This is a genomic window from uncultured Rothia sp., assembly GCF_963507905.1.
Lineage (GTDB): Bacteria > Actinomycetota > Actinomycetes > Actinomycetales > Micrococcaceae > Rothia.
Genome location: NZ_CAUOUU010000004.1, coordinates 187,246 through 203,321 on the forward strand (window position 1 = coordinate 187,246; position 16,076 = coordinate 203,321).

The window sequence follows — 16,076 nt, forward strand, 5'->3', positions numbered from 1 at the left end:
TCCGTGCTGGGGTACTGTGCGGGTGCGGCCGCGTTTTCCGGATGCGCCCTCAGGGTGTCAGCCCGGACGCTCTCCGTAGCGAAGCAAGGAGGAAGCGGAGCGTCCGGGTGACGGGTGCCCCTGCGTAGGCGCGGAGGAAATATGCGACGCCCCGCCCCTGCTTAGTGAGGGGAGGAACGAGGACGAACGCCGCCCCTCCAGTAACGCAACGTACCATAACGAGAAATGCTCCTTCCATATCTTCAAGATATGGAAGGAGCATTCTCTATTGCTGGGTGTTACTCAGTAACGCCGAGGTTGCTCATCAGGAACGCGTAATCCCACGCGATCTCACGCCAACGGGCTGGAGCATGCAGATTCCGAGCGCGCGAGGCACCAAATCTGCATGCGGAAGGGTATACGCGGTTGGCGTGCCTTAACCTACTCAGTAACGCCGAGGTTGCTCATCAGGAACGCGTAATCCCACGCGATCTCACGCCAACGCGTGTACCGGCCCGAACCACCACCGTGACCGCCCGACATATCAATCTTCAGCAGCGGCACCGGCGACGACGGGTCAATCTGCTCACGCAGCGCCGCAATCCACTTGGCGGGCTCCACGTAGAGCACACGCGTGTCGTGCAAGCTCGTCACCGCAGCAATCGCCGGGTAGCGGACCGGGCGGATGTTCTCGTACGGGGTGTACGACTTCATGTAGGCGTAGACCTCGGGGTCCTCAATCGGGTTGCCCCACTCTTCCCACTCCATTGCCGACAGCGGCAGCTCCGGGTCGAGGATGGTGGTCAGCGCATCCACGAACGGCACGGCAGCCAGGCAGGCGGCGTACTTTTCGGGGGCGAGGTTCACGACGGCGCCCATGAGCAGGCCGCCGGCGCTACCGCCGTAGCAGCCGATACGCGCCTCATCAGCCCACGGCTTAGCCGCAATGTAGCTGGTGACGTCCACGAAGTCGGTGAAGGTGTTCTTCTTCGCGAGCTTCTTGCCGTTCTGGTACCAGGAGCGGCCCATCTCGCCGCCGCCGCGAATATGCGCAAGCACGTAGATAACGCCGCGGTCCAGGATCGATAGCAGCGGAATGGAGAACAACGGGTCCATGGACGACTCGTAGGAGCCGTAACCGTACTGGAGGACGGGGTGCGGCTTGCTCATGTCCAGGTCGGCGCGGTGAATCACCGAGATCGGGATGAGCGTGCCGTCCGCCGCCGGTGCCCAGTCGCGGTATGCGCGGTAGTCCTCACGGTTGTAGCCGCCGAGTACCGGGGTTTCACGGCGCAGCAGCAGGGTCTGCGACATGGGGAAGTAGTCGTAGACGCGGCGCGGCGTCAGGTACGAGGTGTAGGCGATACGCAGCACGGGGGAGTAGTTCTCCGCACGCAGCACGGAGGCGGTGTACAGTTCCTCGTCGAAGCCGGCAGGTTCCATGAAGGTCACACCGGCGGGGCGGCGGCGGCGCCACTGGATGGGCAGCTGCTCACGCGGTGCGAGGAAGATGCGGGTGGTGGTGTCCGCGCGGGCGGTGACGACCAGGTGCGTTGCGGTGAAGGTGAAGCCCTCCAGGCGCACGTGTTCGCTGTGGCGGATGACCGGCACCCAACGCTGCGCGTACTCTTCGAGGCTTTCGCCCTCGCGCGGCATGTCTGCGAGGACCAGCTCGGAGTTCAGCGCATTGTAGTCGTGCTGAATCAGCAGGTGCTGCTCGCCGGCAATGTTGAGCGGCTCGGCGTAGTATTCGATGCCTGCGCTCTTGGGGATGAGCAGGGTCGGCTCGCCCTTGGGCTCGCGGGTGGGGATGAGGCGCACCTCCGTGTACTCGGAGTTGGAGCTGGTGATGACCACGGAGGAACGGTCGGAGCTCATGGCGGCGCCGAGCCACATGGTGTTGTCCGGTTCCTCGTAGATCAGGTGGTCTTCGGTGCCCTGTCCGACGTCGTGCACGTAGACACGCCAGGGGCGCCACGACTCGTCGGGGACGAGGTAGATGAGCTGTTCGGCGTGGTTGATGAAGAAGGATCCCGCCGCAATGTTGGGGATGGTGTCTTCGAGGAAGGTGCCGGTTTCCATGTTGAGGAAGCGCTGCTCGTAGCGTTCGTCGCCCTTCTCATCCACGGAGATGCTCAGCAGCTTGCCGTTACGTGCGGGCTGGAAGCTGCCGAGGGAGAAGAACTCCATGTCCTTGGCGTATTCGTTGCAGTCGAGGATGACGACCTCGCCCTCAAGCACCTCGCCGGGGGTGACGGTCGGCGGGGTGTAGCGCACCACCTCGTCGCCTTCGTGCAGGGCGGGGTAGCGGTAGAAGACGGGGTACTGGCCGCCGGGCACCATACGGCTGTAGTACCACCAGTCACCGATACGGTTCGGGACGGTCAGATCCGACAGCAGGGTGCGGTTCTTAATCTCGTTGAAGATGGACTCGCGGAGGGGCTGCTGGTCTGCGGTGACAGCTTCGGTGTATTCGGCTTCTGCCTTGAGGTAGTTGAGGACCTCTTCGCTTTCCTTGTCGCGGAGCCATTCGTAGTGGTCGATGAAGACGTCGCCGTGGTGTTCACGGCGGTGCTCGACCTTCTTCGGTACGGGCGGGGTGAGGTTCTGTTCAGCCATGCTGCCACCTCTTTCAATGAGTTATGGGTTTATGAATGGTGTGTGCCGTCTGCGCCCGCGTTCCTGCGCCGCCGCGATGGCGGTGAGGGTGCGCGGGGGACTGTGGGCACGCCTAGTTCTAGTGTATCGAAGAGTGAGGGAGGCTACTATATTGCGGCTTGTGCGGGGTTGCCCGGCTCAGCCTGTGGAAGCCCCACTGAAGTCTCACCGTAGCCTTGCCGGGGCGTGCGTGTTCGGCGGCTAGTTGGCGCGTCCCTTAATGGACATGAGGGTGCGGCGGCCCGCCTTGTTCGCCTTCGTGAAGGCGCGGTTACTCTGCCGGTACTCACGCTCCTGAGAGCGCAGGCGTAGGCGCGCGGATTCCGCCATCATCCTGCGGTAGCGTTCGAAACGCTCGGGGTCGAGGGTGCCGTCGGCGAGCGCCTGCTGCACCGCGCATCCGGGTTCGGAGCCGTGGGAGCAGTCGCTGTACCGGCAGGAGGAGGCGTAGCCGGAGACGTCATCGAAGGTCTCATCAATGGCGGCGCTGTCGCTCGTGGCGGCGAGGGCTCGCACGCCCGGGGTGTCAATCAGCACTGTGCCAGCTGAAGACTCTGCACCGGACCCTTCTACGCCGGATTCTCTAGCGCCGGGCAGAACAATCATCTGGCGGCTGGTGGTGGTGTGGCGCCCCTTGCCGTCGGCGCCGCGAACCGCGGAAGTAGCCTGCACCTGGTATTCTGAGCTGTCCTCGCGGGGGTCGGCTCCCGGGTTGAGCAGGGCGTTGACCAGGGTTGATTTACCGGCACCGCTACGGCCCAGGAACGCGGCGGTACGCCCTGCGACGAGCTCCGCGACCGGTGCGGGGTCGTAGCCGTAATCCGTGCAGACGGTGAGCACCGCATCCACGCCGCTACCCAGGGATTCCTGATACCCGGCGAGCTGTTCCGCCGTCACCAAATCACCCTTGGTGAGAATCAGCGCGACCTGCACCCCGGAGGCATGCGCCAGGGCGGTGTAGCGTTCAACGCGCCCGATGGACGGTTCCGGGAAGCACGGCTCAACAATGCAGAGCATGTCCACGTTGGCGGCGACGGGCTGATCTGCGGATTCGCGGGTGGCGCTGGGGCGGGTGAGGTAGCTTCGGCGGGGCAGAATCGCGAGGGGCTTATGCTCCGCGGGCTGGCTATCGCTACCGGTCCCGGGGATGGGCTGAGTGAGTACCCAGTCGCCCACGACGGGGTACTCTTCTTCGCCGTAGTCGTTTTCGACCGGGCGCAGGGGAGCGGAGAGCTTCACGAGTTCGCCCCGCTCGCAGGTTAGTAGCTCGCAACGGGTGCGGTGCACGGCGCTGACGCGGGCGAGGGTGAAATCATCAAGCGTGCCGTCTAGGGTGAATGCAGTGCGGATTGCTGAGCCCTGCCAGGAGGGGTCGAAGCCGAGGGTCTCTAAGGTGTATGAGGCGGGAGTAAGGGTCACGGGAATAGTCTTTCGTGGTTGCGGCGCTCGGTTGGTTGTCATGCCCTGATAGCGTGCCGGGGGGGGAAGAGAGAGAAGAGAGAGCGTTTAAAAGGTTCGTTCTTTTTATCTTGGGTTCTGCGTTCTATAGCAGCGAGGCGCGGGCACCAGCGCGGATGCGGCGGGCGGCAAGGAGCGTAAGCCCCAACCCCGCCGCGGCGTAGAGTACCGCCAGCGCCGCGTCTGCCGCCAGGGGCGCGAAGAGATCCGGTGCGGCGCCGCCCGCAATACCGCCAGAGGTATCTAGAGCCTGCACCAGCCGGGAACCGGGAACCCACGAACACAGCCACGCAAGCCACGCGGGGTAGGTACTCACCGGAACAATCACGCCCGCGCTCACCGGCAGAATAATCGACAGAACATTCGACCCCGTGTACGGATCGGACAGGTACAGGCCCAGCCCGGCGGCAAAAATGCCCAGGCAGACCCCTCCCAGAACCGCAACCGGCATCAGTATGAGAGCGCCGAGCAGAAGCCCCGAAGTCGCCCCGGTGGAGGGCGCCGTGAGGGAGAGTAGCCACACGATGCCCACATTGCTCAGACCCGTCACGGAGGCTAGCAGTGCGGGTACTGCCGCCGCGCCCAGCCAGTAGCCCGCATCCACCGGGCGTGCCGTGCACACGTACTCGAAGACACCAATCCAACGGTCGGTAGCGACGCGCGCAACAATGCCGGCTGCCACCGAGCTGAGGGTCGCAATCAGGGCGGTCGCGCAGCCGATGCGTACAGTATCATTCGCGGCGAGGTCGGCGCCCAGAAGCACCGTGAAAAGCACGTTGAGGCCCGGCACGAGCACCAGAGTAGTGATAGCCGTTCCGAGGGTCGCAAAGGTAATGGACGACGACCAGCCAATAGAAGCGGTAGACAGCACCCGACGCACCACGCCGGGTAGGGAGTCAGTAGAGAGAATGCGCACGCTACATCGCCCCCAGGGTGCCGCGGCGACGGGCGGTGGCGAGAGCCTTCCGGGCAAAGAGGAAGGCGCACAACGCCCAAGCGAGGCTCACGGCGAGCGTCTGCGCAACGGGCAGGAGCGCATCCGCCGGGGTGTTCATGGGGGTGCGCCCCAGTAGCAGGTGCACCGGCGCCTGCAGGGGAATGAGCGCGCCCACGGCGTCCAGCCAGGTGGGCGCCTCAACCATCGTGAAGAGAACCCCGGAGAGAATAAAAACCGGCACGAGGAGCAGCTCCTCGTAGGCGATAGCGTTCGGCGTCGCCACGAAGAACACCGCAATCATGAACGTGACCGACAGGCAAGCAAGCCACAGCAGGGGAACGCCCAGAACGTAGCGCGGCCAGAGGGCAGAAAAGTCCGTAACCTGCGGATTGAGCGTCACAAGAGCCCAAACCGCCCACGATAGGGGCAAAGCCGCCAGACCCACAATGGAGGCGCTCGAAACAATAGCCGCAAGCACCCGCACCGGAGAAATGGACCCGGAACACAGGTACACGAGAGTCCCACGGAAACGCTCAAAATTGATAATGCCCGCAGACACGATGCAGACCGACCACATGCCCACGATGCCCGCGCGGGTCCACGCGAGGGTCGGGTCAACGGAGTGACCCGCGGAGCTCTGCGCCGCCGCGTGCACGGCGAGTGCCTGGAGGATGACCGACCCGAGCACCGTGCTGATAAGCAGTTGAATAAAGTACGGGACCGTCAGGAACTGGCGCAGGCTAAATCCCATGAGCCGCAGCTGGCGGGCGCACTCCTGCCACAGGTCGTACCGTCGACCCTGCTGCTGGGACTCTTCCGAGCGTCGCGTCTTCACGTTCATCGCTTGAGCCCCTCCGCCATCGCCAGGTATGCCTCTTCCAGGGTTGCCGGGCGCGTGTACGGCTCGGTCCTCGCCCCAATGTTCGCGGCGGCGAGCCCCTCCGCCAGGATGCGGTGCGCCTCTCCCGCCTCGAACGTGGTGCGCTCGCCGTGCCAGTAGAGGGTCAGCTCCCAGCCGGAACCGCGCGGGGCGAAGAGCACCGCCGCCTTATCGCCGAGGAGCCCGCGGAGCGTATCAAGCCCCTCGGTGGCGGTGGCCTCGACCTGTACCACGGTCGTGGCGGCAATACCTGCGTGCGCGGCGATGTCTTCGAGGCTGCCGCTCACGGCGACGGAACCGGCGCCTAACACGGTGATGGCGTGCGCCAGGTCCTCGATTTCGCCGAGCAGGTGGCTCGTCAGCAGAACGGCGGCGCCGTCTTCCGCGAGGGAGCGGATGAGGGTTCGCACGGTCAGGGCGATATCGGGGTCGAGCCCGTTGGTCGGCTCGTCCAGCAGGAGCAGGGCGGGGGAGCCGAGCAGCGCGCGAGCGATGTGCAACCGCTGCTTCATGCCGCGGGAAAACTCCTGAAAGGGTCGCGCCGCCGCATCGGTGAGTTCCACGCGGGCTAGGGCGTGGTCCACCTCGCGCCGCCGGCTCCGCCCGGAAACCCCCGCAACATCGGCGAAGAAGAGCAGGTTGTCGCGGGCGCTGGCGCGCGGGTAGAAGCCGCTATCCCCGCCGAGTGCGAGACCCACGTGACGGCGTGCCCGCTGCGGGTGAGCGATGGCATCAACGCCATTCACGGTGAGGCTACCACCGGTAGGAGTGAGCAGGGTTGAGCACATCTGCACGGTCGTCGTTTTGCCCGCACCATTGGGGCCTAGGAGAGCGTGAATCTCGCCGGAGCTAACGCGAAGCGACACCCGGTCGACGGCGGTAAAAGCGTTTTCACCTTTGCCAAAGACGCGGCTGAGCTGCGCCGCATCAAGAACAAGAGACATGGTAGGTAACCTTCGGGTATGACCCTCTGGCCCCTGTACCGGAGGGATGCTGAGCAGGATAAACGGCGTAGTGAGCCGCGCCCTGCGCGAATGTATATGTAGTCAGTGTTGTAGTCTCAGTGTACCGAAAAGCGCGGATAAAAGTGATGGGGGTTACTGTATGTGGAAGGGGGTCCTCCAAACCCGGCTGCCCCACCCGGCATTGTCACCAACGTTTTGTTGCAGGCGGTTTTTTGTTACGGACGTTAAAAAACGTCATCTTTGCAATGAAATGTCTTAAAGTGCCGTCTACCCACAAAACCCTTGACCCCGCCCCGTGCCCTGTGACACCCTGAATACAGGTCAAGAGCGCCAGCGACAAGCCCCAGCTAGCTGGCCGGCAACCCTCCTCCGCGGTGGGGTGCCCTGGGTGAAGACCAGGCGGCACGCACAAGCGTGACGCAAGCGCGGGACCGATGTGACCGAAAACGGTACATCAATCGTGACAGGATTATTCGACGACGATTCCTGTACCGTCGGCATGCGGCCCCCTAAGAATCCCCATTAGGAGCCACGCATGAGCAACAACACTACCGTCCCGACTCCCGCCAACCCCGCAGGTTGGAAGTTCGAAACCCGCCAGATTCACGCAGGTCAGGCGCCGGATGCCGCAACGGGAGCTCGGGCACTACCCATCTACCAGACCACTTCCTTCGTCTTTGACAGCGCCGAGCAGGCAGCGAACCGTTTCGCCCTCGCCGAGCTGGGCCCCATCTACACTCGCCTCAACAACCCCACCCAGGAAGCTATCGAAAACCGCATCGCTTCCCTGGAAGGCGGCGTTGGTGCGCTGCTGCTGGCATCCGGTCAGGCAGCTATCACCTACGCAATCCTGAACATTGCCGGCGCCGGCGACCACGTGGTCGCATCGCCCTCCGTGTACGGCGGCACCTACAACCTGCTCAAGTACACCCTCGCCGACCTCGGTATCGAAACCACCTTCGTTGAGGACCCGGACGACCTGGATGCATGGCGCGCCGCAGTCCGCCCCAACACCAAGCTCTTCTACGGCGAGTCCGTGCCCAACCCCCGCAACGACGTGCTCGACATTGAGCCCATTGCCGCAATTGCGCACGAAAACGGCGTACCCCTGATCGTGGACAACACCGTGCCCACCCCCTACCTGCTGCGCCCCATCGAGCACGGCGCGGACGTGGTCGTCCACTCCGCCACCAAGTACCTGGGCGGCCACGGCACCTCCATCGGCGGTGTGATTGTTGACTCCGGTAACTTCGACTACGGTGCAGACCCCGAGAAGTTCCCCAAGTTCAACCAGCCCGCACCCGGCTACCACGGCCTGGTCTACGCACGCGACCTGGGTAAGGACTCCGCATTCGGTGCGAACCTCTCCTACATCCTGAAGGCACGCGTCTCCCTGCTGCGTGACACCGGCGCCGCAATCTCCCCGACCAACGCCTTCAACATCGGCATCGGTCTGGAGACCCTCTCCCTGCGTATCGAACGCCACATTGAGAACGCCACCAAGGTCGCCCACTGGCTCGAAGCAAACCCGCAGGTTGACAAGGTTATCTGGGCTGGCGTGGAATCCTCCCCCTGGTACGAGCGTGCACAGAAGTACCTGCCCAAGGGCCCCGGCGCGGTGCTCGGCTTCACCCTCAAGGGTGCAACCCTGGAGCAGACCCGCGACTTCGTGGACGCGCTGAAGCTGCACTCCAACGTGGCGAACATCGGTGACGTGCGCTCGCTCGTGATTCACCCCGCCTCCACCACCCACTCCCAGCTTTCCGCCGAGGAACTGGAGAAGATTGGCGTGTACCCGAACTTTGTGCGCCTGGCAGTCGGTATTGAGAACATCGACGATATTCTCGCCGACCTGCAGCTGGGCTTCGACACCCTCTCCTAAACGGTGATGCAACCCGCAGGTGGACCGGAAAGCTACGGTTTTTCGGTCCACCTGCGGATTCCCCGTTACGGAGCTTTTTGTGACTGAGCGGCGTTGCTGCCGCCCAACCTGTTGCTTCTTCTACCCACAGACGAGTACCCCGCTCACACCCGGCACCACCTCGCCGGCCAACCCAGTGAAGGGACCCCATGACCGCCCAGAGCACTAGCCAGTCCGGCACCACGCTGTCCAGCTCCAAACAATCCGGAACTATCAACCAGCCTGTCACCGCACCCATCCCCGTGGCGGGCACCCAGCGCGAGCACCCCGAAGCGCAAGGCTACCTGCGTCAGCTGAACATCGGCGACCTGGAGCTCGAATCCGGCGTAACCCTGCCGCAGGTCACCATCGGCTACGAAACCTGGGGCACCCTCAACGAGGCTGGCGACAACGCCATCCTGATTCTGCACGCGCTCACCGGCGACACGCACGTCTCCCGTGGCGTACCCACCCCGGATATGCCCGCCCCGCTGATTCGCGCTATCGAATCGGACGGCTGGTGGGAAGGCATCGTTGGCCCCGGCTCGGTCGTGGACACCAACCGCTACTTCGTGATTGCCCCCAATATTCTGGGCGGCTGCTACGGTTCCACCGGCCCGGCAAGCATCATTCCCGAAGGCTACCCGGGTGCCGGTGAGCATTGGGGTTCCCGCTTCCCGCAGGTCAGTATCCGCGACTCGGTACGTGCGGAGGCGCACCTGGCTCGTGCACTGGGTGTGACCAGCTTCCGCTACGTGATTGGTGGTTCCCTCGGCGGCGCTCGTTCCCTGGAATGGGCGGCAACCAACCCTGAGCTGGTGCGCGGATGCGCGGTCATCGCCTCCGGCCCTTCGGCTACTGCCGAGCAGATTTCCTGGGCTCACACCCAGAACATTGCAATTCGTTCGGACGCAAACTTCGCCGGTGGCGACTACTACAACGGTCCCGCGCCGACTGCGGGTCTTGCCCTGGCGCGCCGTATTGCGCACACCACCTACCGTAGCCCCGCCGAGCTGGAGCACCGCTTCGGTCGCGAGGAAAACCGCGGCGAAAGCACCGTGGGTGGCTCCCTGGGTGAGCCGCGTGGCCGCTACGCTATCGAAAGCTACCTGGACCACCACGGCGCCAAGCTGGTTGAGCGTTTTGACGCGAACAGCTACCTGGCAGTCAACGAGGCACTGATTTCGCATGATGTGGCTCGTGGCCGCGGCACCCTGGCGCAGGCGCTGGCTCACACCGATTGCGAGTGGACGATTGCGGCGGTGAATACGGACCGTCTGTTCTTCCCGCACGAGTCGCACCGCCTGGCGGAGGCGCTGCCCACCCCGGTTACCGTGGACATTATCGAGTCGAACCACGGCCATGATGGCTTCCTGATTGAGGCGAAGCAGGTGGAGAAGATTCTGGCGCGCGCCCTGGGCGTTGAGGAGGATTCTGCTACCCCGAGCGAGGCGCAGCGTGAGCGTGAGGCGCTGGACTCGATGACTCGCCTGTACGGTACCGTGACCCACTAGAACCACCAGCATCGGGGGCGTTGACTAGGTGCCTTCTGAATGCTACTTATGCCACCTACATACGGGTAAATTCCGTGCCGGCAGATAGTGTCTTCACAGGTTCTTCCGCCCGCCGAGAATTAACCTTCACCCTAAAGGTTAGGTAAGGAGATGCCGGGTGCTTGCGTAATGCGAGCACCCGGCGTTTCTTTGCGCATATTTGTGGGCTATTGTTCCAGGTCAGGGAATATTTTCCGGTTTTTCTGGCGCTTTTTGAAAGCTCCGCGAGATACCGCGGAAGTAGCCTCCTGTTGCACTGGAAGGTAAGGGTTCTCGGTTTGCTTTAGACCCGCTCTAACCCCATAGCATTAACGCTGTGGTAAGTATTCAAGAGGTAGCGGAGCAGTTGGGGGTGAGCACCCACGCCCTGCGCTATTACGAGAAAGAGGGGCTCATTGCTGTGCCCCGTGATGCTCACGGAACCCGTATTTTTGATGAGGAGTCTATCTCCGCAGCACGGTTTATTGCTACCTGCCGTCAGGCCGGCATGAGTCTTGCCGACATTCGTACAATCTTGGACAACCCGGATGATCACGCCCTCTCCGTCGATGTGATGGAGCGAGCCCGCCGAAAGATTGAAAACGAGATTGCGGGGTTGCAACAGAACCTTGAGCACCTGGACCGCCGTATCCAGGAGCACCGCAGTCACCTCGATGGCACCCGCTAGATAACCGTCTAATTTTCATGCAGGTATGCATGCCGACGCCCGGTATTCCCACACAGGGAATCCGGGCGTCTTTTCGTGCTCAGCTACTCAGGCTCAGTCACGAGGTATCTTCACCCCGGAAGTCTACCCCCAAGTAGTTTTCTCCGGGTCAACACCGTGTGCGCGAGCGTTCTCAAAGATGACCTCTCGTAGCCAGTCCGCAAGCCCGGGCGCAAGCTTCTCGTAATGCGCCTTGAAACGGGCATCCTCAACGTAGCCGCGCGCCAGAATCGCGTGCTTGGCGGGGGTGACCTCAAAGAAGAACAGGGAGGCGCGGTGCCGCTCGGCGAGCGCGTTCGCCTCCTCGCTGCCTGGCTGCACGCCGCGGTTGAATGCCTCGACGAGGGCGTGCTCCACCTCCTCAACCTGTTGCTTGCCGTTCTGCCAGTCGGCACGGTCCATTGAGGCAGTGCGGCGCTGGTACTCGGCCCAGTCGTCAGTTTTTCCGTAACGCTCCTGCGCTTCCTGCTGGTGGGCGAGGCTGAACCCCTCGCCCATAATTTCTGCTTTTTCGGCGGCGGTGAGCTGCTCATTCTTAGGTGCCATGGTGTCCTCCAAAAGGTGTTCGATGGTTTCAAGCATGTGCCCGTACGCGGCGATTTTGCGTTGAAGCATATCCCGTTGAGCGAGTAGATGCTCGGTGCTGTTCGCTTCGTCTTGCAGTATGTTGCGAATAGCGTCGAGGCTCATGCCGATGGCGCGGTATCCCATAATGACGGTGATTCGTTCAAGATCTGCGTCGGTGTAGTACCGGTACCCGTTGAACTCATCATGCGCCGGGTTGAGTAAGCCTCGTTGCTCCCAGTGGTGCAGGGTGCGGACTGTTAGCCCGTGCAATGATGCCGCTTCTCCTACGGTGTATTCGTGTTGCCCGTCAGGCGGTGTTCTGTTCGCGTACATGGTTTCACTGTAGAACCTGACGTTAGGTGAGGGTCAAGCTAGCGGCGGAACCCGCGGTGCAGGTTTGTGGGGGAGTCCTCGCTAAGATGGGTGCATGAGCGAAAACAAATACGTCGTCGAATACACCCGCCCCGAGAACGAACGCGCAGGCACCCACCTGGTGCTCATGCTGCACGGCTACGGCTCCCAGGAGCACGACCTGCTGTCCCTGGCAGCACACCTTCCGCAGGAGGGCTTCACCTACGCCTCCATGCGCGCACCCCAGCCGGTTGGTACCCAGTTCTCCGCGGACTCGACCGGCGCCTACATTGCCGCAGACGCTATCGGCTACCAGTGGTACCCGCTGAACCAGCAGCTAGAATCTGACCAGCGCGCCATTGAGCAGGCGAGCGACTACGTGCTGGAGTGGGTGCGCGCAAACCGCGAACCGTACGCTTCGGTGACCCTGCTGGGCTTCTCGCAGGGCATGGGCATCGCAACCTCCATGGTGCGTCACGCTCCCGGTGAGTTCGCCGCCGTGGTGGGTCTGTCCGGCTACGCGGTGGACTCCGATTCGCCGTACTTCAAGGACGAGGAGCTGAAGAAGACCGAACTGCCGGTGTTCTTCGGCCGCGACCAGGAAGACCCCGTCATCCCGCAGGAGATAGTGAACTACACCTACGACTGGATCCGCAAGTACACCGACGGCATTAAGGTGCTGTACGCCGGTGCGGGTCACGGCGTGAGCGCTATGGAGATTCGCCATGTGGGCGAGTTCCTGGAGGTGAAGGTGCAGGGTAAGGAGCCGCGTGTTCGTGCGCAGAAGGTTGCGGAGGCGACCGGTGCCGTGGAAGGCTCCGACGCCTAAATCGACTATATGGAAAGCCCCCGGGTCTGACGACTCGGGGGCTTACGTGTAGTTCCGTTTGGAAAGGTGGTTATCGTCCTCGTTCCTACAGGGAACCCGCCCTCGCTTCGCTTCGGGCACCCTGATGTCACGTTCGGACGATACCGCCTTTCCGTGCTGGGGTACTGTGCGGGCGCGGCCGCGTTTTCCGGATGCGCCTTCCGCCTCCCACTGCCCCCTCCCGACAGTGAGGAGGCTGCTCGGTGACCACACCCTGCCCCGCATGAGGGCAGTGCCCCCACCCCTTGAAAATATACCCCCCGGGGGTATATGCTGGAGAGTAGCATCGCCGCATCCCACCGACCCGTAGGAGCTTTCCCATGATTACCGCCCCGCCCCACCTCTTGCCGATGGCCTCCCACGGCTGCAGCTGTTGCGGACCTGCCTCACGTGCCGACACCGTCTCCAACCCTGCCGCCAGCGACTCGTCAGCAGGAGGGTCCTCCTCTAGCTACCAGGTCACCGGCCTGACCTGCGGGCACTGCGCGAAAAGCGTGACCCAGGCCCTTCAGGCCCTCCCCCAGGTCGACGACGTCCAGGTTGATCTCGCTGCTGGTGGTGTTTCCACCGTCACGGTCACCGGTGTCGTACCTCCGGAGACGGTTCGCCGGGCTATCGAGGCGACCGGCTACACCGTCTTATCCTGATCGATTTACCCATCATCTCGACCCCGACCGGGTTGAGCGAAAGGAACGTCATGAACACTCCCCACCATTCCGGCGATCACCATGGTGATCACCCCGCTCCGGAAACAGACCACACCCACCACCCGGATCATGCCAGCCACGAACACCACGCAGACGCCGACACCCACGGCCAGGCGATGCACCACGGTCACCCGCACTCTGCCCTGGACGAAGACCACCAGGTTCATGGTCACGGCGAACACGCCGGGCACAGCACCGCAATGTTTCGGGAACGCTTCTGGTGGTCACTGATTCTGTCCATTCCCGTCGTTATTTTCAGCCCCATGGTCGCCCACCTGCTCGGCTACCCCCTCCCGGAATTCCCCGGATCCACCTGGATTCCCCCGGTACTGGACACGATCATCTTCGTCTACGGCGGAACGCCTTTCCTCAAGGGCGGATGGAAGGAACTGAAATCCCGCCAACCCGGGATGATGCTCCTGATTGCCATGGCCATCACCGTGGCGTTTGTCGCCTCCTGGGTCACCACTCTGGGGCTGGGCGGTTTTGACCTGGACTTCTGGTGGGAGCTGGCCCTGCTGGTGACCATCATGCTGCTGGGCCACTGGCTGGAGATGCGCGCTCTCGGGGGTACGTCCTCCGCGCTTGACGCGCTGGCTGCCCTGCTGCCGGATGAGGCCGAGAAAGTCATCGATGGGACCACCCGCACCGTGGACATCTCCGAGCTGGTCGTCGGCGACGTCGTGCTGGTGAGGGCCGGTGCCCGGGTGCCGGCCGACGGAACCATCATCGACGGAGCCGCCGAATTCGATGAGGGGATGATCACCGGCGAATCCCGTCCCGTCTTCCGCGACACCGGTGACAAGGTGGTCGCCGGTACCGTGGCCACCGACAACACCGTCCGCGTCCGGGTGGAGGCTACCGGCGGGGACACCGCCTTGGCCGGAATCCAACGCATGGTTGCCGACGCACAGGAGTCCTCCTCCCGGGCCCAGGCCCTGGCGGATCGGGCGGCGGCGTTGTTGTTCTGGTTCGCGCTGATCTCTGCTCTGATCACCGCGGTGGTGTGGACCACCATCGGCAGCCCGGACGATGCCGTGGTGCGCACGGTCACGGTGCTGGTCATCGCCTGCCCGCACGCCTTGGGCCTGGCGATTCCGCTGGTCATTGCGATCTCCACCGAGCGGGCCGCGAAATCCGGGGTGCTCATCAAGGACCGGATGGCGCTCGAGCGGATGCGCACCATCGACGTGGTGCTCTTCGATAAAACCGGCACCCTGACCGAGGGCGCGCACGCGGTCACCGGTGTCGCGGCAACTGTCGGCGTCACCGAGGGCGAGCTGCTGGCCCTGGCCGCCGCCGCGGAGGCCGACAGCGAGCACCCCGTGGCCCGCGCCATCGTGGCGGCCGCGGCCGCCCATCCCGAGGCCTCTCGTCGGCAAATCCGTGCAACTGGTTTCAGCGCCGCTTCCGGCAGGGGGTCCGGGCCACTGTCGATGGCGCTGAGATCCTCGTGGGCGGGCCGAACATGCTGCGCGAGTTCAACCTCACCACCCCGGCCGAGCTCACCGACACCACCAGCGCCTGGACCGGGCGTGGGGCCGGTGTGCTCCATATTGTCCGCGACGGTCAGATTATCGGTGCGGTGGCCGTCGAGGACAAGATCCGCCCCGAATCCCGCGCCGCTGTGAAAGCCCTGCAGGACCGCGGGGTGAAGGTCGCGATGATCACCGGTGACGCGCAGCAGGTGGCCCATGCGGTTGGCCAGGACCTGGGGATCGATGAGGTCTTCGCCGAGGTCCTGCCCCAGGACAAGGACACCAAGGTCACCCAGCTACAGGAGCGTGGCCTGAGCGTGGCCATGGTCGGCGACGGTGTCAACGACGCCCCGGCCCTGGCCCGCGCCGAGGTCGGCATCGCCATCGGGGCCGGTACGGATGTGGCAATGGAATCCGCCGGAGTGGTCCTGGCCAGTGACGATCCCCGGGCAATATTGTCGATGATTGAGCTCTCGCAGGCCAGCTACCGCAAGATGATCCAGAACCTCATCTGGGCGTCCGGTTACAACATCTTGTCCGTGCCCCTGGCCGCCGGCGTGCTCGCCTCTAGCGGCATTCTGCTTCCCCCGGCTGCTGCTGCGGTGTTGATGTCGCTGTCGACGATTGTGGTGGCGCTTAACGCTCAGCTGCTGCGCCGGATTGATCTGGACCCGGCCCACCTGGCTCCCACCAGTCCGAAGGAGGAACACACCACGCCTACTCCGGCATCCACCGCCGTCCACTGATTCACCACTTCTCTCCACTGCCCCATATGACCCTGAAAGGCTCCACCATGAAGCGCACCCTTTCAGGGTCATATGGGAACCATGGACGAGATGGGTGGAATGGATCACGGCGTGAGTGCCATGGAGATTCGCCACGTGGGCGAGTTCCTGGAGGTGAAGGTGCAGGGTCAGGAGCCGCGTATTCGTGCGCAGAAGGTTGCGGAGGCGACCGGCACCGTGGAAGGCTCTGACGCCTAAATCGACTAAACGTATAGCCCTCGGGTCATGATGAACTGCGCCCCGAAACTTGGACGCATTTAATAGTAGCCGCTACGCGGCCTCCT

At 63.6% G+C, this 16,076-nt stretch carries 12 protein-coding genes, 1 pseudogene and 1 riboswitch; of the genes and pseudogenes, 7 read left to right on the forward strand and 6 right to left on the reverse strand.

Annotation, left to right across the window (positions count from 1 at the left end; translation table 11 throughout):
* Positions 1 to 420: 420 nt before the first annotated feature.
* From RQ593_RS04415 to RQ593_RS04435, 5 genes are all read right to left on the reverse strand, one after another.
* Complete coding sequence (locus RQ593_RS04415; protein WP_311449904.1) at positions 421 to 2,598, reverse strand: S9 family peptidase; 2,178 nt, start codon at positions 2,596 to 2,598, stop codon at positions 421 to 423.
* Positions 2,599 to 2,838: 240 nt separating this feature from the next.
* Positions 2,839 to 4,056 (reverse strand): ribosome small subunit-dependent GTPase A, encoded by a 1,218-nt coding sequence (gene rsgA / locus RQ593_RS04420; RefSeq protein ID WP_304191378.1) that lies wholly within the window; start codon positions 4,054 to 4,056, stop codon positions 2,839 to 2,841.
* A gap of 124 nt (positions 4,057 to 4,180) precedes the next feature.
* The gene (locus RQ593_RS04425) at positions 4,181 to 5,011 is read right to left on the reverse strand and encodes an ABC transporter (RefSeq protein ID WP_304191375.1); all 831 of its coding nucleotides are present in this window, start codon (positions 5,009 to 5,011) and stop codon (positions 4,181 to 4,183) included.
* Between the two features lies 1 nt (position 5,012).
* Positions 5,013 to 5,873, reverse strand: a complete 861-nt coding sequence (locus RQ593_RS04430) for an ABC transporter permease (protein WP_311449905.1) — start codon at positions 5,871 to 5,873, stop codon at positions 5,013 to 5,015.
* Positions 5,870 to 6,856 carry an ABC transporter ATP-binding protein gene (locus RQ593_RS04435; RefSeq protein ID WP_049347657.1) on the reverse strand — a complete coding sequence of 329 codons (987 nt, stop codon included), beginning with the start codon at positions 6,854 to 6,856 and terminating at the stop codon, positions 5,870 to 5,872. Before RQ593_RS04435 ends, RQ593_RS04430 begins: the two co-directional genes overlap by 4 nt.
* 340 nt (positions 6,857 to 7,196) lie before the next feature.
* Positions 7,197 to 7,309, forward strand: a riboswitch (SAM riboswitch).
* 103 nt (positions 7,310 to 7,412) lie between these two features.
* Here RQ593_RS04435 and RQ593_RS04440 point away from each other — a divergent pair.
* From RQ593_RS04440 to RQ593_RS04450, 3 genes are all read left to right on the forward strand, one after another.
* Positions 7,413 to 8,759: a bifunctional o-acetylhomoserine/o-acetylserine sulfhydrylase gene (locus tag RQ593_RS04440; RefSeq protein ID WP_070643958.1), complete on the forward strand. Its 1,347-nt coding sequence runs from the start codon at positions 7,413 to 7,415 to the stop codon at positions 8,757 to 8,759.
* A 188-nt stretch (positions 8,760 to 8,947) separates the two neighbouring features.
* Positions 8,948 to 10,291, forward strand: coding sequence for a homoserine O-acetyltransferase (locus tag RQ593_RS04445; RefSeq protein ID WP_311449906.1), 1,344 nt, complete (start codon positions 8,948 to 8,950; stop codon positions 10,289 to 10,291).
* Positions 10,292 to 10,646: 355 nt separating this feature from the next.
* The gene (locus RQ593_RS04450) at positions 10,647 to 10,997 is read left to right on the forward strand and encodes a MerR family transcriptional regulator (RefSeq protein WP_012903963.1); all 351 of its coding nucleotides are present in this window, start codon (positions 10,647 to 10,649) and stop codon (positions 10,995 to 10,997) included.
* 123 nt (positions 10,998 to 11,120) lie between these two features.
* Here RQ593_RS04450 and RQ593_RS04455 read toward each other — a convergent pair whose 3' ends face one another.
* A complete protein-coding gene (locus RQ593_RS04455; protein ID WP_311449907.1) occupies positions 11,121 to 11,936 on the reverse strand; it encodes a MerR family transcriptional regulator in 816 nt (271 codons plus the stop codon).
* Positions 11,937 to 12,030: 94 nt separating this feature from the next.
* On the opposite strand from RQ593_RS04455, the gene RQ593_RS04460 reads away from it, so the two are divergent.
* The 4 genes and pseudogenes from RQ593_RS04460 to RQ593_RS04475 all read left to right on the forward strand — a co-directional run bounded on the left by RQ593_RS04460 (position 12,031) and on the right by RQ593_RS04475 (position 15,990).
* The gene (locus tag RQ593_RS04460; protein ID WP_294631547.1) at positions 12,031 to 12,783 is read left to right on the forward strand and encodes an alpha/beta hydrolase; all 753 of its coding nucleotides are present in this window, start codon (positions 12,031 to 12,033) and stop codon (positions 12,781 to 12,783) included.
* A 359-nt stretch (positions 12,784 to 13,142) separates the two neighbouring features.
* A complete protein-coding gene (locus tag RQ593_RS04465) occupies positions 13,143 to 13,469 on the forward strand; it encodes a heavy-metal-associated domain-containing protein (RefSeq protein WP_070832754.1) in 327 nt (108 codons plus the stop codon).
* A gap of 260 nt (positions 13,470 to 13,729) precedes the next feature.
* A pseudogene (locus RQ593_RS04470) lies at positions 13,730 to 15,753 on the forward strand (copper-translocating P-type ATPase).
* An 81-nt stretch (positions 15,754 to 15,834) separates the two neighbouring features.
* Positions 15,835 to 15,990 (forward strand): hypothetical protein, encoded by a 156-nt coding sequence (locus RQ593_RS04475; protein WP_294454201.1) that lies wholly within the window; start codon positions 15,835 to 15,837, stop codon positions 15,988 to 15,990.
* Positions 15,991 to 16,076: the final 86 nt, after the last annotated feature.

What these genes read in the sequence shown, in the direction of transcription:
- RQ593_RS04415 (WP_311449904.1), bottom strand. Translation starts at nt 2,598, where the DNA reads ATGGCTGAACAGAACCTCACCCCGCCCGTACCGAAGAAGGTCGAGCAC.
- RQ593_RS04430 (WP_311449905.1), bottom strand. Translation starts at nt 5,873, where the DNA reads ATGAACGTGAAGACGCGACGCTCGGAAGAGTCCCAGCAGCAGGGTCGA.
- RQ593_RS04435 (WP_049347657.1), bottom strand. Translation starts at nt 6,856, where the DNA reads ATGTCTCTTGTTCTTGATGCGGCGCAGCTCAGCCGCGTCTTTGGCAAA.
- RQ593_RS04440 (WP_070643958.1), top strand. Translation starts at nt 7,413, where the DNA reads ATGAGCAACAACACTACCGTCCCGACTCCCGCCAACCCCGCAGGTTGG.
- RQ593_RS04445 (WP_311449906.1), top strand. Translation starts at nt 8,948, where the DNA reads ATGACCGCCCAGAGCACTAGCCAGTCCGGCACCACGCTGTCCAGCTCC.
- RQ593_RS04455 (WP_311449907.1), bottom strand. Translation starts at nt 11,936, where the DNA reads ATGTACGCGAACAGAACACCGCCTGACGGGCAACACGAATACACCGTA.
- RQ593_RS04460 (WP_294631547.1), top strand. Translation starts at nt 12,031, where the DNA reads ATGAGCGAAAACAAATACGTCGTCGAATACACCCGCCCCGAGAACGAA.
- RQ593_RS04465 (WP_070832754.1), top strand. Translation starts at nt 13,143, where the DNA reads ATGATTACCGCCCCGCCCCACCTCTTGCCGATGGCCTCCCACGGCTGC.
- RQ593_RS04475 (WP_294454201.1), top strand. Translation starts at nt 15,835, where the DNA reads ATGGACGAGATGGGTGGAATGGATCACGGCGTGAGTGCCATGGAGATT.